The organism is Serratia sp. UGAL515B_01 (assembly GCF_033095805.1).
GTDB lineage: Bacteria > Pseudomonadota > Gammaproteobacteria > Enterobacterales > Enterobacteriaceae > Chania.
In genome coordinates, this window is record NZ_CP109901.1 from 1,448,394 (window position 1) to 1,468,831 (window position 20,438).

Genomic DNA, 20,438 nt, shown 5'->3' on the forward strand with positions numbered 1-20,438 from the left:
CAAGTTTTAGAGGTGTTTGTTGCGCTATTCGGGAAATATACCGCCTTGTCGCTTCTGGCGACGCATTAAGGTATTAAAATCGGCTCTTGGCCGATTTTTTGTACTGCTATCGTCTTACTTACGATGTATTACTATTCAAAAGTGAGCCTGACAGCAACTATAAAGATATGCCTTTGTGCTGTGAACAATGCCAGATTTTAATAATTATTGTCTCTAGGATTTTTCTCATAAGGTGGGCGCAATTGAAGAACACGTAAAGATGGCATAGTGCTGTCCATTCTAATCGTATTGCAGATTGCACTTTGATTGTTGTGTTAAACGACCTTAATGCGGATTTGCTCCTTCAAACCCGCATAAGCGTTACGCTTGTTGCTGTTATACAATACCTATTCTACAAAGGTTTGCAGGGGCTAATCAGTAACTATTTTTACCCCAATTTTGCTGATACGGTCGGACTCCATTTCGGCGATCGTCCATGTTAAGCCATCCCACTCGACTTGGTCGCCAACCACTGCTTCACCACCGATTAAAGTGGTAACGAATTGGCCAAGCGTCTGATGTTTATCTACACCTTCTTGCAGATTGAGGCCATAAAGTTGGGAGATATCACTTAAAAGGGCATCTGGTTGCAGAATAAAGTCGCCAAAGAAACGTTCGTCCAGAGTGACAGTGGGGGCTTGGCTGAAGAGCTTGCCAAGTGCGGGTAAGTCGTGTTCGTGACCCACAACGCACAGAATATCATCAGCAAGTAATAGCGTACTGCCACTGGGGTGTAACAACTCTTTACCACGGAATAAGGCTGCAATACTTGTCCCTTGGGGCATTCTTAGTTCTCTCAGTGCGACACCTACGCACCAGTTATCGGGCGTGAGCTGGTAGACAAACTGTTCCCACTGATCTTGCTGATGGATGTCGAGACCAACGCGAGAAATCGGTGCCAAGGCTGGTGGCACGACGACTTTTGCTTTTCTGGCAGCAAAGGAAAGCGTTGTACCCTGCAACAAGAGTGAAACTAACACGACAAAAAAGGCAACGTTGAAGAATAAGTTTGCGTGAGGCAACCCCGCCATCATAGGGAAAACCGCCAATATAACAGGTACTGCACCACGTAAACCAACCCAGGAAATAAACATGCGTTCGCGTAAGTTAAAATTGCGGAAGGGCAATAGACCAATAAATACCGCGATTGGGCGTGCAAAAAGTATCATCCATAGCGACAGCAACAAGGCTGGAATAGCGATTGGTAGCAGGTCATGTGGATTCAGCAGTAACCCGAGAACCAGGAACATCCCAATCTGGCTAAGCCAAGCCAGGCCGTCAAAGGTTTGTAGAATACCGTGGCGGTTACGAATAGGGCGATTACCCAACAACAGTCCACATAGATACACCGCTAAAATACCACTTCCGTCCAGTGCGGTAGTCAGTGCAAAAATAAAGATCCCCCCGCTCACAGCAAGCAGTGGGTATAATCCTTGCGCAAGTTTAATGTGATTGATCAACTTAAGTAGTACCCAACCACCGCCCAGTCCTAAGATGATCCCCATGCCGAATTGTTGCACTAAATTAACCAAGAACATCCAGCTTAGTGACGTTTCTCCTGCAGAAATCATGGAAATCAGCGTGACGGTCAAAAATACAGCCATAGGGTCGTTACTGCCAGATTCAATTTCCAACGTAGCGCTGACACGTTCGTTTAGGCCCTTGCCACCGAGTAGTGAAAAGACGGCAGCAGCATCCGTGGAACCAATAATGGCACCGATCAATAACCCTTGAATAAGGTCGAGACCAAACAACCAGGCAGCAGCCAATCCAGTCAACCCTGCGGTAATCAACACGCCAAACGTAGCCATCGATAAGGCTGGCCACAGAGCGACCCGAAATGAACTGACGCGGGTGCGCATACCACCATCGAGTAGGATGACTGCCAGAGCCAGATTACTGATCAGATACGCAGCCGGATAGTTGTCAAAAGCAATACCACCAGGGCCGTCGACGCCAGCCAGCATGCCTATTGCCAGAAAGATCACCAGAATAGGTATGCCCAAGCGCGAAGAGAATGAACTAAGGAGAATACTTGCCCCCACCAACACGGCACCGATGATGAACAAGTTATTGATCGTGTTGGCATCCAAAATAATATTCTCCTACGAGTTATATTGGTTTTACTGAAACAAGGGGAAACCACAATAATTATATGGTATATGATAGCCTGCAATTCCTGTAAAATGTTAAGGCTGATTACAAAAGAATTGAGTTATTATCATCACTTATAGCATGATTTATAGAAGAAAGGTTTGGAATACATTAGCTTTGTTTTTTTTATTCGATAAATCAATAAATTAATTTTATTGAAATTATTTTATAGAGACAAAAAACAAGCCCGTTAGGGGCTTGCTGTTGCTAGAGCGTAGGCTATTTACTTGGCCTGCCCTTGCGGCTCTCGCCTTACTCTGCTCGCAAATTACCGCTAGCGGCGCTCACGTGCAATTGAGGGACACAGACTAGGCCCAAAAGCCTGCAATACCAAAGACAGACTTTTAGGCATGTACTTGTGCCATTTGTGCGCATTGCTGCGTGATTCGCGTACAGATCTAATGTCGTTCAGGCTTGTTTTATCGATTTCTCATCATTATTGTTTTGAGTATTTTCTAACATCCGGCGAATTGGCACGATAAGTAGGATCAATATTGCGGCGCATATCACCAACGCAATTGAGCAGCGAGCAAACAGGGTTGGTAACATTTCTAGTTGGTCTGCTTTTACGTGACCACCGATCAGGCCTGCAGCCAAATTACCTAGCGCACTGGCACAGAACCATAAGCCCATCATTTGGCCACGCATTCTTTCAGGAGCCAGTAGCGTCATGGTTGCTAGGCCGATAGGGCTAAGGCACAGTTCACCCAAAGTGAGTAGGAGAATACTGCCCACCAGCCATAGCGGTGACACTCCGGCACCACCATTACTTAAAACTTGTTCGGCTGCGAGCATCATTACACCAAAACCTACAGCAGCAAACAGGATGCCGATAACAAACTTGGCGATGCTGCTCAAACGAACATTGTTGCGTGCTAGAGCTGGCCATAACCAACTAAATACTGGCGCCAGCAAAATAATGAACAACGCGTTAATTGATTGGAACCACACTGCGGGGATCTCGAAGTTGCCTACCATGCGATGTGTGTAATCATTAGCGAACAGATTGAACGACGTCGGTTTTTGTTCGAAAGCAGACCAGAAAAATGCAGCTGAAACTAGCAGGACAAAACAGACTAGTAGGCGTGCGCGCTCTCTGCGGCTTAAACCAGCAAAGAAAAACAGATAAATAAAGTACAAGGTAACGGAAGTCGCAATCACATAAACTAGCATACTCGCGATGGCGACAGGGTTGATGATAATCAAGCCTTGCGAGATCAAGGCCACTACTGCCGCGATACCGACAGCCAAGGCTAAAATCCAAGTGCCAACGCCGTTTTTCTTAACTACTGGATTGTTCCAGGTGGAGTCAAGGCCTACTTCGCCGTCATAACGTTTCATGGCCGGTAGTGCAAACGCGCGGAAAATGATCAATGCGACCAACATGCCGATACCACCAATGCCAAAACCCCAGTGCCAGCCATGAGAGCGGATCAGCAAGCCTGAAATCAAGGGGGCGATAAAGGAACCCATGTTTATCCCCATATAGAACAGCGAGAAACCGCCGTCACGGCGCATATCACCCTGTTTATATAATGTGCCGACCATGACTGAAATGCAGGTTTTAAATAAGCCGGAACCCAGGACAATAAATATCAGGCCGATAAAAAATAAGTCGTTCCCCATGACTGCCGACAAAGCAATAGATAAGTGACCTATAGCAATCAGGATCGAACCGTACCAAACGGCTTTTTGCTGACCAAGCCAGTTGTCTGCTAGCCATCCACCCGGCAATGCTGCCAGATACATACTGCCAGCAAAGATACCCACGATCGCTGATGCGTTTTCACGGGCTAACCCCATGCCGCCGTCATAAACTGTCGCGGCCATAAACAGGATCAGTAGCGGGCGAATGCCATAAAATGAAAATCTTTCCCACATCTCGGTGAAAAACAGTGAGCCAAGCGGATATGGATGACCGAAGAAGGTTCGAATTTTTTTTTGGTTAACAGAGGATTGCATAAACTCTTCCCAATACAATATGTTGCACTGAAGCAACAGATAGTGTGATATGTGCGTTTGAGCATCTGAGTAACGTGTGTCAACCTGAGGAGGTTAACCGACTAAACTGCAATGGCGGTGCACATGAAACTTGAAAACCGGGCCGTCCACTTTTCACCGGAAATTATATTTATAAGCATTTTTTTGCTTAATGATAGTTCTGTTTGGTATCTATAATCCATCTTTTAGACGAAAAATCGTTAGATGTCTACTTTACTGATTTTTCAGTGATTTGAAATACTTTTCGTATTGACAGCGTATTTATTGTTCTAATTGGCAAGTGATGGCATAAAAAATAAGATGTTAACTTTTTTACTTTCAATGTTTACCCGGTTTTACCGATTCAGATTAATCCAAGAAAAGTAAAGAAATAGGTCTCAGATAGGTCCGTTGAAGCCGTGATGATAATATAAATCAACACTGTATATTGGAGGGCTACGGTATGGCTGAACACATTTCATCTTGGCAGTGCCTCAAATAAGCCCCCCAAAGACTACATAGCTGCATGCACGATCAGATACCGAACAATGATTCAAATCCAGCAGAGGTGGCTGTCAGAGCAACATCTGTCACTTCATAGTGGGCGATAGCATCGAAAGGATCTTCCGCCAGGATAGTATCTAACTGTGTTCTCGCCATATCTTTTACCAAAATCACACCGCCTGTACGCGGTTTTTTGCGGCCTGATGCTATAAAATTCCCATCCTGAAAATAACGTTTCAGCCAAGTGACGTGTGCTGCCAAATGGTTCTCAACTTCCTCAATCGGGCGGTGGTAGGTCAGATTGACGATATACATAGTTGCTCTTTCTATCAGCAGAAAGTTTGTGCATTCCAGATTTAACGCGCTGTCCACGATATGTTATAAAAAGCCGCCTGTTGGCGGCGGCATGTCTTTAATAGAGAGAGGCTTCTCCTTCTGGACGTGTTTTAAAACGACGGTGTAGCCACATATACTGGTCTGGTGCCAACAGGATCTCTTCCTCAATCACTTTGTTCATAAAGGCAGCCGCATCAAACTCACTATTCAGTGGGAAATTCTCTACTGCTGGTTGGATAAGAAGTTCATACCCTTTACCTTCTGGCAAGCGGCGTGGAGTAAAGGGAATAATCGTTGATTTACCCATGCGTACCAGCGTGTAACTACCTGTCGTCGTTGCAGCCTGTTCCACGGCAAAGAAAGGGGCAAATACGCTACTGCGCGGGCCGTAGTCATGGTCTGGTGCATACCAGATAACTTCCCCTTGTTTTAGGGCACGAACCATCCCTTTGACGTCCTTACGGTCCAGCATGGATTTATTGGAGCGCATACGTCCCAAAGTCTGCAGCCAGTCTATCAGTTTATTGTCGTGTGGGCGGTAAACGCCAATGCCTGGGGTGTGAATACCAAAAATACGTGCACCTAATTCCAACGTCAGAAAATGTAACCCTATAAGCAGGATACCTTGATGGTTGGCTTGTGCTTTTCTGATATGTTCCAAGCCCATTACTGTCGACCAGCGCTCTATGCGCCAGTTTGGCCAGAACCACGCCATACCGGTTTCAAATAACCCCATTCCCACTGACTCAAAGTTTTTCGCGACCAGTGCAGCACGTTCTGCTCTTGGCATTGTTGGAAAACACAACTCGAGGTTGCGCTGTGTTATAGCAACGCGGCGTTTGAGAAAGTGCATGGAGAATCTTCCCAGCCCTGTACCCAGGCGATAAATGACGGGATAAGGGAGCAAAACCAGCAGGTAGAGTAGGGCAATGCCAAACCAGGTAAGCCAGTAGCGAGGATGTAGTAAAGATCGTTTAAAAGAAGGAACTTGCGTCATAGGTTCTCAGCTTAGAAGCAGTCATTTAACAGTAATAACAGAGACATTACATAAATCCTGGGTCATTCGAACAACGGCGTTGCTATAGAAAGACCCAGCCATTCGGCGTGGCTAGGCTAACGGGAGTGCCCACCATGCTGCAACACTATGTGTGTGTCACTCAGGTAATGGATCTATGTGATAGTTTTCTGCCGCTTTTTAGAGTCATTGTGACATTTTTCTAGAGTAACTGGAAAATCCCCTGTATTAAAAAGCCTTTTTTTGTCATAAAAAAGGCGAGAATGTCGTTTTTTTCAGCAGGTACGCCATCCGATTCATGAAATAATGACCTCTAACACATGCTGAAATGCGCCGAAAGCTTAACTTGATGGGTCACTGCATGATGGATAATTAATCAAAGAGCTGTTAAAACGCATGAATTTCTCCGCTTTATCCCCCTCGTTATTACCATTGGGTTAATGCTGTGTTACCGCTTGTTTTCGGTTATCATGTGCGCCGCGCTATGGCCTAAAGGCCATAGCGCACTCAGTCATTTACCTCCCGAAAGACAGGAAAGTACACCATGCCAGTGTTACATAACCGAATTTCTAATGAGGAACTGAAGGCACGTATGCTGGCTGAAAACGAGCCGCGCACTACAGTTTCTTTTTACAAATATTTTAACATTGATGATCCCAAGGCTTTTCGCGACAGCCTATATATTCAATTCGATAAATTGAAGGTTTTTGGCCGTATCTATGTGGCTAAGGAAGGGATCAACGCGCAAATTAGCGTGCCGCAGAGCAATTTTGACGACTTTAAAACGGTTCTCTTTGCCTCTCACCCTGCGTTAGATCAGGTTCGTCTAAATATTGCTCTTGAAGATGACGGGAAATCCTTTTGGGTGCTGCGATTGAAAGTTCGTGAGCGCATTGTGGCCGACGGTATTGAAGACGCGACATTCGATCCTGCCAATGTAGGACAGTATCTGCGGGCTGAACGCGTGAACCAGATGATCGACGATCCGAACACTGTCTTCGTCGACATGCGTAACCACTATGAGTATGAAGTCGGGCATTTCGAGAATGCGATTGAAATTCCCTCAGACACCTTTCGTGAACAGTTACCGATGGCGGTAGAACTGCTAGAGCAACAAAAAGACAAGAACATTGTCATGTACTGTACCGGCGGGATACGTTGTGAAAAAGCCAGTGCTTATATGCTGCATAATGGCTTTAAAAACGTATACCACGTCGAAGGAGGGATTATCGAGTATGTGCGCAAAGCCAAAGCACAAGGTTTGCCGCTGAAGTTTATCGGCAAAAACTTTGTGTTTGACGAGCGTATGGGGGAACGTATTTCAGAGGATGTTATCGCTAATTGCCACCAATGTGGGGTACCTTGCGATACTCATACTAACTGCCGCAATGATGGTTGCCATCTGCTGTTTATCCAGTGCCCGTCCTGTGCAGCAAAGTTTGAGGGGTGCTGCAGTGATAATTGCCGCGAAGAGTTGAAGCTGCCACGTGATGAGCAAAGAGCACGTCGTGCTGGCCGTGAAAATGGTGTTAAAATCTTTAATAAGTCGAAAGGGCTGTTGCAGACAACACTTCATATACCGGCTCCTAAAGAATAAGAGCGGGTAAGTTGAACGCTTATAGAAATGGCGCTGAGTTTTCAGCGCCACCTTTTAGCTTATTTCTCGCGAACGCCTTCTACAGAAATGATCAGCTCCACTTCCTGTGACGCAGGGCCAAGATCCTTAGTAATATCGAAGTCTTTCAGCTTGATTGTACCGTTGGCTTCGAACCCGGCACGGTAGTTGCCCCAAGGGTCATTACCTTGACCAATCAGTTTGGCGTCCAGAGTAACAGGCTTGGTAACACCGTTCAGGGTCAAATTACCAATTACTGCATAGCCTTCGCCGTTTTTCTTCACTTCAGTTGATTCGAACGTTGCTTGCTTATGCTTATCAGCGTTCAGAAAATCTGCGCTACGCAAGTGCTTATCTCGTTCTGCATGATTAGTGTCCACGCTTGCAGTATTGATTGTGACATTCACTTTATCTTTTGAAGGGTCGTTCTGATCAAAAGTGAATCCACCATCAAAGTCTTTGAAACTGCCATACAACCAGCTGTAGCCTAGGTGTTTGATACGAAATTCAATAAAAGCATGCTGTCCCTGCTTATCGATTTTGTAGTTTGCGGCCAGGGCCGAACCCGCGCTCAGTAGTAAAGCTCCGGCAGTGAGGCTTAATACAGTCTTTTTCAAAAACATAACAATCTCCATAAATCCAACAGGTTAATCGGTGCTGCGACCTAGCATCCGTTTCAAAGTAATATCACCATCAATAAAGTGATGTTTAAGAGCAGCCAAGGCGTGAAGAACTGAGAGCACAACCACCACCCAAGCCAGATATAAATGGATTGTTCCTGCTGTATCCGCCTGCTGTGGCAGACCAGTAACAGAAGCAGGTACCTCAAACCAGCCGAAAACGTTTATTGCCTGGTTATCAGCAGTAGAAATCAGGTAGCCGCTGATCAAAATGCCAAACAGCAAAACATACAAGGCAAGGTGTGCAAAAACGGCACTGATACGTGTGAAACGGCTATAACTAGTGAGTGGTTTTGGAGGGGGAGAAATAAACCGCCATAGTACCCGGAACACCATAATAATAAGAAGCAAAATGCCGATACTTTTATGGATCTCTGGTGCCTTGTGGTACCAAACATCGTAATAACCTAGTGTTACCATCCATAGGCCGAGAGCAAACATGCCATAGACTGTCAGTGCCACTAGCCAGTGGATCAGGACAGAAATGTGACCAAAGCGGTCAGAGGTATTTTTCCAAAGCATTGGGCTTCCTTACGTTACGCCTTTTCCGGCAGCATTAATTAAACTTTAAAAAAACATAAAATCAACAATAAATTTCATTATGTTATTAAATAATGAAATTGGTCAGTTTATTTGTGTGAGCTGTCGGTAGGTTCATCAAATGCATAGTTGGTTGCTAATGATCTCATAATGACTGAAAAAAATTACGCATTGAAATCTATATATTTATTAATTAATGTCAATTTTTGTCATTTTAGGTAAATATCAGCAATTGACTAAATAATAATCCAAATCTGCTTTGCAGACTATTTCCCTAGTGGACTCGAAGGAGTGCTCTTATTTTTACCTAAGCTGTGTTCTTTGATTGCGTGAGGTACCGTCACGGTTTCTAAACTTGTCCTCACGGTGGAGGGAAAAAGAAGGAATGGGCTTAGTGGGTATGATGAGAACGCCGACACACCGTAATTTCTCTGCAGACTCGTATTGCACATCGCATGTTCTCAATGCAGGCTAGCCTGCATAATGACCACCGAAAACACTATTCCGCGCAGCTATTTGGTGGTTCTTGCTTATCGCCTACCTGCATCTTGTAGTAACTTGTATATACTCTAGATAGTCTAAGTCGTGTCCAGGCAATCGTCTTTGCGTTTGATTCCGTTGTAGTTTGCATAGCGATAGGTGTACATACATTAACAGGCTCGTGCTGGCCTTCATCAAGCAAGGATATTCAATGGGCAGGTTAGAATTTTATGATCGCAAGCTTCGCTTGATGATGATGTTGGCGATGATGGTAGTCATTTTGGCGGGGATCAAAGCCGCAGCGGACATTGTTGTGCCTTTCTTGCTTGCTGTTTTCCTCGCTATTGTGCTTAACCCCTTGGTTGTCTCGCTGGAGCGTTGCCGAGTGCCGAGAGGTTTGAGTGTCATGCTGTTGGTTATTACCGTTGTTGTGTTATTAATGATGTTTATTGGTATGTTAGGTTCCTCTCTCAATGAATTTGCCCGTTCGTTGCCACAATATCGCGGTTTGCTGTTGGAGAAAATTAGCGAGTTGCAAGGTTATGCAGATCGTTTCAATATCGATATTACTTTCTCCGTAGATGCGTTAATTAAGTTTGTTGACCCTAGTGCCACAATGAATCTCGTTACACGTTTGTTAGGACAGTTATCGGGGGCTATGACCAGTATTTTCCTGCTGCTCATGACCGTCGTGTTTATGTTGTTTGAAGTGAGGGTATTGCCCTTTAAGTTGCAGCAAGCGTTGAATAATCCGAACGAAGGAATGGCGGCTATTCGGTTGGCATTGAGAGGGGTAACGCATTATTTGGTAATTAAAACTGCAATAAGCCTTGCAACAGGCCTTATCGTCTGGGGTTTCCTCAGTTGGGTTGGTGTTCGTTTTGCCTTTATCTGGGGAATGTTGGCCTTTCTGTTTAATTATGTGCCCAATATAGGTTCTGCTATTGCGGCAATCCCTCCATTTATCCAGGCATTGTTGTTTAATGGTTTTGCAGATTCCATTGTGGTTGCGGGGGGATTTATCCTGATTAATTTGGTCATTGGTAATATGCTCGAACCTAGAATTATGGGGCGAGGACTTGGGCTTTCAACTTTAGTGGTCTTCCTCTCCCTTATATTTTGGGGGTGGTTAATGGGACCTGTAGGGATGTTGCTTTCGGTACCGCTGACCATTATTGGCCGCATTACTTTAGAAACGATGGATGGAGGACATAAACTGGCGGTCATCCTTGGTGATGGGAAACCAACCAAAGAGATCAACCCGGAGTAAAAAGCCTTTTAGACGGCACCTGAACGAATCTCCAGGAGCTTACTCAAAAATGCCAGGGGTGAATGAAGGGATCTAGACTGTGTCCCTGAATTGCGCATGGTGCCGTCGCAGACCCAAAAGCCCGCTATCAAGGCGGAGGGTGGCCCTCTGTTCAAGCCCGACAACACAGAGAATGGGCTTCTGGGGCGGAGAACCCACGGGCTGGGGCCATTGGCGTGTATTGCTGCGTTGTTCGCCGCTTATTTGGCCCACCAAACCGCGTGGCTCACGTCTTGCTCTGCGCGAACATTACCGCCAGCGGCGGCGCTCTCCTGCAATTGAGGGGCACAGCCTAGTGCCCTCAGCTTGAAGCGTAAGTACATCACAAGGCTACAAAGGCAGCGTATTTCATTAAGCTTAAAGGGAAGGTGGTAGTTTAGAAACGCTGCAGACCGAAGGGAGTTATGTCTGTTGGTGAGGTTTTATTTTGAGCGAACAGAGCGGCGATCTCTCCCAGTGCGCTAGCGAATTTAAAACCATGGCCACTTAATCCAGTGATTACAAGCAGTTGCGGGCAGTCAGGTAAGGTATCAATGATAAAATCTTCATCTGGGCTCATAGCGTAACTACAGACCTCACCGCGCAGACAAACACCCACGCCAGATAAAAACTGACGCAGAAAGCTGAACACTTCAGAACCGTCAGTGGCTATTGTGCCGTACGGTTTGCATTGTTGTGGTGTTTCAATCGGCTGCCCGCCGTCATGCTTGCCCACTTTTAAGCCTTCACCATCGGCTGGAAAACCGTAATAGCGGCATCCATCCTGTGCTTCAATAGTAAAAGCGGGGAAGTTGTTACTCACACTGTAACGTCCGTCAGCCTGATACCAGGAAAAAACCTTACGTATTGGCGATATGGGTAACTCTGGCAGCAGGTTTTTAACCCAGGAGCCTACAGTGATAACGGCTTTGCGTCCTTTGAACTGGCCTTCAGCAGTAGTCACCTCGATGCCGTCTGTGGCATATTTTATTGCTTTCACAGGGCAATTAAACAACTGAGAGCAACCTGCTTCTTTTGTCAATCTGATATAGTTCGCAATGGCCAATTCAGGATGTAGTATCCCGGCATCAGGCTCAAATACGCCGATATAGTCCTCTGGTACGGTAAATTCGTCCCAACGCTTTTTGATCTGTTCAGCACTGAGCAACTGTATATTCAGGTTATAATTTTTTGCACTGTGTTGCGCATTACGGACAAACTTAGTGTCTTTAGGCCCCATAGTGATAACACCACAGGGATGAAAGAGTTTTTCATCGACTTGTTGCTGTAATCCATTCCACAAAGCCTGAGCACGGAGGATTAGTGGGGTATACTTTTCACCCTCGCCAGAAGCATGGCGAATGATGCGCGTACTGCCATGATGACTACCACTCTTATGCGGAGGCATAGCACGGTCAATCATTAACACTTTCAAGCCTGCAGTTGTCGCGTAATAACCTGCTGCAGCCCCAACTGAGCCACAACCAACGATGATCAAGTCATATTCCACGCGCGTATCCTCTTCATAAAATAATGTCGATAGTTTTCTAAATAGGTGTTCTTAATACCGCTACACATCACGCTGCCGGCAGGTGGGAATGATGAGGAACGCCGACACGCCGTGATTGCCAGAAAAAGGTCTGCCCACACTTGCACTGGTGAGGTGTCCATATAGCTATTTAGATGATATCCCTAAATTGCGTAAACCCAACCAAATTTAACCTTCCGTGGCCTAGTCTTAATCCAGACTTTTGAGGTATAAGATTTTGGATCGTAATTTACTCATAGTGCGACTTCCATAGCAAAGAAAAGCGCCAGTAAATTGCTGGCGCCTTAGTTGGTGTTGCTGAAAATATTAATGCTTTCTTCGGTCAAGATCTTGGTAATCAGTTGATTCTATTTTGGCGATGCCGGCTTCTAAAATATTGATCAATTGGCGGGCAACATCGGTAGTTAACCAAAGGGTCCGATCAACTTGTGCTTCTTCGGGCGTTTGGCTTAGTGAAGACAGGTAATGAAGGCGAATCATCATGGCATCATAAACATCTACAGTACTGATATCCCAGCCAACTAACGGATGTGTCTGTATTACTTCATCATTTCTGTCCATAAAAACCCCTTATCAAGTAGTGACTATCATGAGTTACTAACGAGGAGCAGTGTGTCTCATTATCACAATGAGCTATTACAGTATACGCGCCCATGATTTCCAGCGTGGCATTTTTAATGAAATTTAAGGAAAATAAATATTATCTTGAACAAGTAATCAGGTTTGACAAGTTAAAGAAGACTAGAAATGCAAGTAAGAAAGATATTCTTTTTTGGCACGTAAACTTGAATGTAAGTTCGATACGTTGCTGTGCGTTGGTGGTAAGTGTGTATACTCGTCATACTTCAAGTTGCTTGGGTGTTGACTGCCTTCGTTCACCCCAGTCACTTACCTGAGTAAGCTCCTGGGGCTTCGCTCAGTTGCTGCCTACAAGCAACTCGAATTATTTTGGGTATATACACGCCACACTGCAAGTTTTGTGGGTGTTAACTGAGTTCTGTCATCCCAGTTACGAAGAGGAGCTATGCTCCTGAACTCTCTAGTGCTTGCCGCTTACAAGACACTCGAATTATTTTTGTTTATGTAAATAACCTGATTCAAGGTTAATTACAACATATTGATATGAAAAAAGCCGGAGAGCGCCCCCCCGGCAAGAATAAAAGGGTAATATTACTCTGTAGTGAACCAATCGTCGGCGCTTTCCCATGTTTCTTGGAGTATTTCCTCGATCAGATCCTTATCGGTTTTAGCCCCGCCAAGTACCGATAGGCTGTTGGAACCGGCATACCGAATTTGCACGGTGGTGTCAGGAAACTTGCGATTTACCCGTTTACTGAATTCACCAGTCAGGGCCTCAATCGCCCCCGGCGGCAGTGGTTTGGTTTTATCTATAGTAACTTCAACACGCATAATTGCCCCCAGATTCACATAACTGTTTATTTATACAGTTGCCCTTCGACAAAGGCAAGAGCAAAAATCAACAATTGGTGACAGACCAGCCAATATCTTCACCTGCCAAAAACGGAACGACAGCTTCAGAACCTAAGGCGATCTCATTTGGTTGAGAAACGGTGACGCGTTCCAGCGTAATGTAATCTTTGTTGACGGGTAAACCGTAAAAACGAGGTCCATTCAGGGAACTGAAGGCTTCCAACTGTTCCAGTGCGTTTAATTGCTCAAATACTGTAGCGTAAGCGGACATTGCATTTGGCGCGTTAAATACCCCAGCACAGCCACAGCTTGTCTCTTTACGGTGTTTGGAGTGTGGTGCCGAATCAGTACCGAGGAAAAACTTATCGGAACCGCTGGTGACAGCTTTACGCAGAGCTTCTTGGTGGATATTTCGCTTCAAAATAGGTAGGCAGAACAGGTGCGGACGGATCCCGCCAACCAGCATATGGTTACGGTTGAACATTAGATGCTGTGGCGTGATAGTTGCGCCTAGGAAACGGTTGCCTTCCTGAACATACTGAGCCGCTTCTTTTGTAGTGATATGTTCAAAAACGATTTTCAATTCAGGAAATAGGCGGCGTATAGGTTCCATGACCTGATCAATAAATCGCGCTTCCCGGTCAAAAATATCTACAGTCGCATCGGTAACTTCACCATGGATCAACAGCGGCATACCGATTTTTTGCATCTGCTCGAATAAAGGGTAAATTCCCGTAATGTCATTGACACCATGGCTTGAGTTAGTTGTCGCATTCGCGGGATATAGCTTGGCTGCGGTAAAGACCCCTTGTTCAAAACCTTCGACAAGCTCTTTTGTTGACAGTGAGTCAGTCAAATAGCAGGTCATCAGCGGGGTGAAGCTATGGTCAGCAGGGATAGCAGCCAAGATGCGATCGCGATAGCTGCGCGCTGCAGCAACAGTGGCGATCGGCGTGGCCAGATTCGGCATCACAATCGCCCGGCCAAATACCTTGCTGGTATAGGGTAAAACCGTTTTTAGCATATCGTCATCACGTAGATGGATATGCCAATCGTCAGGACGGCGGATTTTCAGGACGTTGGTTTGTGCAGTCATGGGGCGGAACTCCGGCGGTCGAAATATCTGAATAAAAGCGAATAATTGTAGGTTATTCACGCCGGGGTGTAAGCATAAGCGGAAAGCGTTTGCGTTGCATCTGTTTGTTGGTGGCGAGGTGAAATCAATTGCTGGTGGGATGCCGCCATCACCCGTTAGTGGCAATAAAAAAACCCGCCTGGCGGCGGGTTTTGGGTTTGCATCGTTTGCATCTTAACAGGATAGATTATTCACTAACCTGTTGAGGTTTTGTCGCAGGTGCTGCGGCTTGATTAGCTGCCGCATGCGCACCTGCAGCACCTTTCCCATCAAAGTTAAAGGAAGGACGCTGCCAGTCACTGGCTTTGGTTGCCTCTGGCTCGTAAGTCGGAGCCGGTGCCTTAGTCATTGGGGCGGTTGCAATATGCTTATACAACACTTGTGGGATGCTTTGAGCTGGTGGAGATACCACTGGTGTTTCCACCAGTGGGGCAACAACAGTTTGTTGCACTGGAGCCACTTCAGCTACTTCGTCCACTGCTAGTTCAAGCACCGAAGGTTCAGCTGCAAAGGTTTCAATAACAGGTACGCAAGACGTAATTTCAACAATCTCGTTAGCCGGTTCATAGGTAACGAGCTCCGAAGGGGCTTCCTGCGGCTGAGCTACTTCGGCAGTTTCTACAGAGACTTCCTCCAAAACAACCGGTGCAGCTTCAGCAATTGGAGCAACCTGCACAAATGCAGCCTGAACGTTACTCACTTCTGTAACCCGCTGTTGCGCAGTTACAGTTTCAGTCACTTGGGGGATAGCTGCGTTGGCCGCAACCAAATCCCCTGCGGAGATTTCTGTAATGTGGGCTGGAAGTTCAGGCTGTTGAACTTCGTGTGACACATGAGTTACAGGGTAATGTATCCAAACTTTTCCGGAAGCCATCTCTGGGGATGCAAAAGCACCAGCAAGCGGCATCGGCGAATGGTTTGGATAACGTTCATCGCGATAGCGACGACGACGTTGACCACTGACTCGAAGATGACGAGGAGAACGGCGAGAGCGACGAGGCATACCGTTTTCACCGTTATTACGGTTATCGGAGTGGATCTCTTCAGTGGACTGCACAGCGATAGTCTGTGGCAGCAGTTTTACACTCTCTTCAAGCGCAGGGATCTGGCTTGTTATCACTTTAGCGACAGATACCGCTGCTGCTTTAGGCGCTAACAGTTCTTCAGCAGCACGCTGTAGTTCTTCGACTTCCGACAGCACGCGGACTTTCTGCGTCAGTGGGCGACGCTGGCGACGTTGTGTTGGCTGTTGATGGCGATCATCCTGATCTTCGTCGTTGCTGGCAATAGTGTTATCAACGTTGTCCAACGCTTTAACTTCATGTTGCGTCGTCTGGCGTTTTTCTTCCTGACGACGGCGTTGACGGTCTGCACGTTGTTCACGGCGCACTTGCTGTTCTTCGTGCTGTACTTTTGCCGTTTCATCAGTTTGCACATCATTGCTGGCAATAGATGCATTCTGTTGAGCATTATTACGCCTATTATTGCGGCGCTGGTCATCACGACTTTCGCGTGTCTCACGGGATTCCCTATTTTCACGTGGTTCGCGGTTGTCACTCGATTCGCTGCGATCTTTACGTTCGCCTTTGCGACCCGCGCCCTGGCGACGTTGCCCACGACGATCCTGGCGGCGATTATCGCTCGCTTCAGCTTTCACTGTTTGGAGTGGTTCGGCTTCTTCGACTACAGGAGTCTCATCGCTTGCAAAAAGGGATTTAAGGCCACCAAATAAACGGTTAAACAAGCCTGGTTTCGAGGCAACGGAAGCCGTCGTTTCGTTCGATTTTGCCGCGATGGTCGATTGCCTAATAACAGGCTCTTCAGTAGATGGTGGGGCATCTTCACCTGCACCTAGTGAGAAAGAGGCCAACGCAGGCTGCTCTGGACGCTTGCGCTCCATTTGTGCATCCTCCAGAGGTTGCGCCATTTCTTCCTCATGCAACTTCGGCAGCAAGTAGCTTAAGGTTGGGGTTTCCTCACCCTTGCGTACGCGCAATACCGAATAATGTGGTGTTTGCATTTGATCGTTCGGCACGATTATCGCTTTTACACCGGCTTGACGTCTTTCGATTGCACTGACAGATTCACGCTTCTCGTTAAGCAGGTAAGAGGCAACCTGAACGGGTACGATAGCATGAACTTCCTTGGTATTTTCTTTCAGTGCTTCTTCTTCGATCAACCGAAGGATAGATAGTGCCAGAGATTCGTTATCACGGATGGTACCTGTACCGCTACAGCGTGGGCAGACGTGATGACTCGACTCACCTAATGAAGGGCTGAGACGTTGACGAGACATTTCCAGCAGGCCAAAACGAGAGATACGACCAATCTGAATACGTGCACGATCTTGACGCACTGCGTCACGCAGACGGTTTTCCACTTCGCGTTGATGGCGAACGGGGGTCATATCAATAAAGTCAATGACAATCAACCCACCCAGGTCACGCAGACGCAATTGGCGCGCAATCTCATCAGCGGCTTCCAGGTTGGTATTGAATGCTGTTTCCTCGATATCACCACCGCGTGTTGCTCGCGCTGAGTTGATATCAATCGCGGTTAAGGCCTCCGTAGAATCAATAACAATCGAACCACCCGAAGGTAAACGTACTTCACGCTGGAATGCAGACTCTATTTGCGATTCAATTTGATAATGGCTGAAGAGAGGAATTTCACCACTGTAAGGTTTGATTTTACTACTGAAATCCGGGCGACCTAGTGCAGAGATATGCTCTTTGGCCAGTTCGAGGACTTTAGGATTATCGATCAGGATTTCACCGATGTCTGGGCGCAAATAGTCGCGAAAAGCACGTACTATAACGTTACTTTCCTGATGGATCAGGAATGGCGCCTGGCGGCCTTCAGCGGCTTTTTTTATTGCTTCCCAGTGTTTGAGACGAAATGAAAGATCCCACTGTAAGGCATCTGCGGACTTGCCTACGCCAGCAGTGCGAACAATCAGCCCCATACCATCGGGTAACTGCAGGGAAGAAAGGGCTTCTTTCAGCTCGGTGCGATCATCACCCTCGATACGGCGTGAAATACCACCGGCACGTGGGTTGTTTGGCATCAGTACCAGATAGCTACCAGCCAAACTGATAAAAGTGGTCAAGGCTGCGCCTTTATTACCACGTTCTTCTTTATCAACTTGCACAATCACTTCCTGACCTTCGCGCAGCACATCTTTGATGTTTGGGCGGCCATGGGAAGAGTAATTGCTTGGGAAGTATTCGCGAGCGATTTCTTTCAGAGGGAGGAAACCATGCCTTTCTGCGCCATAATCTACGAACGCTGCTTCAAGACTTGGTTCAATACGGGTGATTTTGCCTTTGTAAATATTCGCTTTTTTCTGCTCATGGCCAGGGCTTTCAATATCCAGATCGTACAGCCGCTGTCCATCTACAAGGGCAACACGCAACTCTTCCTGCTGAGTTGCGTTAATCAACATTCTTTTCATCTTAACTTACTCGTTATTTTTACATTATCGACAAAGCTGCGGGCAAAATAACCTCATGGCCTGGTTAAAACCGAAAACCCCGTGTCTTCTCGCAAAGTCGTCAACCTCACGGTTGTCGCCTGCATAGGGGCGCATTATCTCGGTAAGCCTGTATTTCTTTATGAAAACAGCGCTTTTGACTTGGGGAATAGCCTCTGATTTATGTTGGCAGAGCTGATTCCATTTGCCGGCCAAGCTGCAACCCGCAGCCCGCTAATTGTTTGATTTCACATTACGTCTTACGCCATTGCTGCGTTTTTGTGCCACCAGACAAACTGTATAATTCCGTAATTATCCCTGTTTTAACGGGAACAGCACGGAAAGCTACTTCATTATTCCATTGCTGATACCGTTATAGCAAGGTGACTTTTCCTTAACTTTCTATTCGTTACTTTTCAAACAGCAGTGCTGCCATCGGTGCATACACTTCCCGTAACTTAGAAAATGCAAGGCTCAGGAAATTTGCCCCTGTTGGCGGTCCACGGCTTGATACACTAAGGATAGCAAGAAGAAATGACAAACGTTAGAATCGGCTTGCTGCCTGATTGCAGGCTGTGATTTCTGTTAAAGTCAGGTAGATAGTTAAGCACATAAAAAGAAGTGGCGCTATTTACTCGCTCTCTTTAGGATCCCGCACCATGAAAACGAACAATCCCGCAGTACAATCAGTCACAATTTCTGACGATGAAGCCGGTCAGAGAATCGATAATTTTTTGCTTGCCCGTTTGAAAGGCGTGCCCAAGAGTATGATTTACCGCATCGTGCGCAAGGGGGAGGTACGGGTGAATAAAGGCCGCATCAAGGCAGAATACAAACTGGCCGTGGGTGATGTGGTGCGTATCCCCCCGGTACGGGTAGCCGAACGGGAAGAGGTTCAGGTTTCCGCCAAATTGGGTAAAGTAGCCGCTTTGGCCGATTGCATTCTTTTTGAAGATGACCATCTATTGTTGCTGAATAAACCGTCTGGCACGGCTGTTCACGGTGGAAGTGGACTGAGTTTCGGTGTGATCGAAGGGTTACGTGCGTTGCGTCCGGAGGCTCGTTTCCTAGAATTGGTGCATCGTCTGGATCGAGATACTTCTGGTGTCCTGATGATAGCCAAGAAGCGTTCGGCATTGCGCTCGCTGCATGAGCAATTACGACTCAAGGGTATGCAGAAGGATTATCTGGCGTTAGTCCGTGGGCAGTGGCAGTCTCATTGCAAAGTGGTACAAGCTCCGTTATTGAAGAATATTCTGCAGAGCGGGGAGCGGATTGTGCGAGTCAGCAGCGAAGGTAAACCTTCGGAAACCCGCTTCAAGGTAGAGGAGCGTTTTGAACATGCTACGTTGGTGAAAGCTAGCCCGATCACTGGGCGTACTCACCAAATCCGCGTACATGCCTTACATGCCGGACACCCTATTGCTTTCGACGATCGCTATGGCGACCAGGAATTTGATCGCCAATTAATGGGGACTGGACTAAAACGCCTGTTTTTGCATGCTGCTGCACTGCGTTTTGAACATCCGTCCACCGGTGAAACAATGCGAGTTGAAGCACCGATGGATGAAGAGTTGCGTCATTGTCTGAAGGTATTACGTAAACAGACCGTCAAATAACTTTCAGCGGGTTGATTCCTTCCGCCCGCAACATTTCAAGTAGCGCGATCAGTGGTAGCCCAATTAATGTGTTTGGGTCCCGCCCTTCAAGTTTCTCAAAAAGTGCAATTCCCAGTCCTTCACTCATAAAGCTGCCCGCACAGTTTAAGGGCTGTTCCTGGCGAATGTAAGAGTCTATTTCGGTATTCGTCAATTGGCGAAAATGGACATGAAAAGGTTCACACACTGTCTGCAGATGCAAACTGTGACTGTTATAGAGAGCCAGACCGGTATAAAAGGTGACCTTTTGGCCGCTGGCTTTGCTCAATTGTTTGCAGGCATTCTCTTTGGTATGAGGTTTGCCAGTGATTTCATTATCTATAACACACACCTGATCGGACCCAATGATCAGATAGCCTGGATAGGCGGCAGATAACGCCCGAGCTTTGGCGACCGCAAGGCGAAGAACCAGTTCTTCTGCAGTTTCGCCAGGAAGTGGTGTTTCATCGATCTGCGGGGCAGCGCAAATAAAAGGCAGGTTTAGCTTTTCTAATAATTGCTGACGGTAGATTGATGTTGAGGCAAGTAAGATTCTCTGCATAATTTTTTCTACAAACCATAG

15 protein-coding genes are annotated in these 20,438 nt (G+C 46.6%); 3 read left to right on the top strand and 12 right to left on the bottom strand.

What is annotated here, in order from left to right:
- Positions 1-410 precede the first annotated feature (410 nt).
- The 4 genes from OK023_RS06690 to OK023_RS06705 form a co-directional block, all read right to left on the bottom strand.
- Positions 411-2,132 (bottom strand): potassium/proton antiporter, encoded by a 1,722-nt coding sequence (locus tag OK023_RS06690; protein ID WP_317696140.1) that lies wholly within the window; start codon positions 2,130-2,132, stop codon positions 411-413.
- 469 nt (positions 2,133-2,601) lie between these two features.
- Positions 2,602-4,155 carry a peptide MFS transporter gene (locus OK023_RS06695; RefSeq protein ID WP_317696142.1) on the bottom strand — a complete coding sequence of 518 codons (1,554 nt, stop codon included), beginning with the start codon at positions 4,153-4,155 and terminating at the stop codon, positions 2,602-2,604.
- 552 nt (positions 4,156-4,707) lie between these two features.
- Entirely contained in the window at positions 4,708-4,992 is a 285-nt protein-coding gene (locus tag OK023_RS06700; protein WP_317696144.1) for a YciI family protein, read from the bottom strand.
- Positions 4,993-5,089: 97 nt separating this feature from the next.
- Positions 5,090-6,010: a Kdo(2)-lipid IV(A) acyltransferase gene (locus tag OK023_RS06705; RefSeq protein ID WP_317696146.1), complete on the bottom strand. Its 921-nt coding sequence runs from the start codon at positions 6,008-6,010 to the stop codon at positions 5,090-5,092.
- A 562-nt stretch (positions 6,011-6,572) separates the two neighbouring features.
- Here OK023_RS06705 and OK023_RS06710 point away from each other — a divergent pair.
- Complete coding sequence (locus OK023_RS06710) at positions 6,573-7,625, top strand: rhodanese-related sulfurtransferase (RefSeq protein ID WP_317696148.1); 1,053 nt, start codon at positions 6,573-6,575, stop codon at positions 7,623-7,625.
- Positions 7,626-7,684: 59 nt separating this feature from the next.
- Here the strand turns inward: OK023_RS06710 and OK023_RS06715 are convergent, their stop codons facing one another.
- Positions 7,685-8,266, bottom strand: a complete 582-nt coding sequence (locus tag OK023_RS06715) for a YceI family protein (protein ID WP_317696150.1) — start codon at positions 8,264-8,266, stop codon at positions 7,685-7,687.
- 24 nt (positions 8,267-8,290) lie between these two features.
- Positions 8,291-8,845 (bottom strand): cytochrome b, encoded by a 555-nt coding sequence (locus OK023_RS06720; RefSeq protein ID WP_317696153.1) that lies wholly within the window; start codon positions 8,843-8,845, stop codon positions 8,291-8,293.
- A gap of 709 nt (positions 8,846-9,554) precedes the next feature.
- Between OK023_RS06720 and OK023_RS06725 the strand changes: the two genes are divergently transcribed.
- The gene (locus OK023_RS06725; RefSeq protein ID WP_317696156.1) at positions 9,555-10,613 is read left to right on the top strand and encodes an AI-2E family transporter; all 1,059 of its coding nucleotides are present in this window, start codon (positions 9,555-9,557) and stop codon (positions 10,611-10,613) included.
- A gap of 415 nt (positions 10,614-11,028) precedes the next feature.
- On the opposite strand, the gene solA is transcribed toward OK023_RS06725, so the two are convergent.
- The 5 genes from solA to rne form a co-directional block, all read right to left on the bottom strand.
- Positions 11,029-12,141: an N-methyl-L-tryptophan oxidase gene (gene solA, locus OK023_RS06730; protein ID WP_317696158.1), complete on the bottom strand. Its 1,113-nt coding sequence runs from the start codon at positions 12,139-12,141 to the stop codon at positions 11,029-11,031.
- A 345-nt stretch (positions 12,142-12,486) separates the two neighbouring features.
- A complete protein-coding gene (gene bssS / locus OK023_RS06735; RefSeq protein ID WP_317696161.1) occupies positions 12,487-12,741 on the bottom strand; it encodes a biofilm formation regulator BssS in 255 nt (84 codons plus the stop codon).
- 609 nt (positions 12,742-13,350) lie between these two features.
- On the bottom strand, positions 13,351-13,590 hold the full coding sequence (dinI, locus tag OK023_RS06740) for a DNA damage-inducible protein I (RefSeq protein WP_317696163.1): 240 nt from the start codon (positions 13,588-13,590) through the stop codon (positions 13,351-13,353).
- 67 nt (positions 13,591-13,657) lie between these two features.
- Positions 13,658-14,707 (bottom strand): dihydroorotase, encoded by a 1,050-nt coding sequence (pyrC, locus tag OK023_RS06745; RefSeq protein WP_317696165.1) that lies wholly within the window; start codon positions 14,705-14,707, stop codon positions 13,658-13,660.
- Positions 14,708-14,933: 226 nt separating this feature from the next.
- Positions 14,934-18,200 carry a ribonuclease E gene (rne, locus tag OK023_RS06750; RefSeq protein WP_317696167.1) on the bottom strand — a complete coding sequence of 1,089 codons (3,267 nt, stop codon included), beginning with the start codon at positions 18,198-18,200 and terminating at the stop codon, positions 14,934-14,936.
- 677 nt (positions 18,201-18,877) lie between these two features.
- Between rne and rluC the strand changes: the two genes are divergently transcribed.
- A complete protein-coding gene (gene rluC, locus OK023_RS06755) occupies positions 18,878-19,837 on the top strand; it encodes a 23S rRNA pseudouridine(955/2504/2580) synthase RluC (protein ID WP_317696169.1) in 960 nt (319 codons plus the stop codon).
- Here the strand turns inward: rluC and OK023_RS06760 are convergent.
- Complete coding sequence (locus OK023_RS06760; protein WP_317696171.1) at positions 19,830-20,417, bottom strand: nucleoside triphosphate pyrophosphatase; 588 nt, start codon at positions 20,415-20,417, stop codon at positions 19,830-19,832. The genes rluC and OK023_RS06760 overlap by 8 nt on opposite strands.
- Positions 20,418-20,438: the final 21 nt, after the last annotated feature.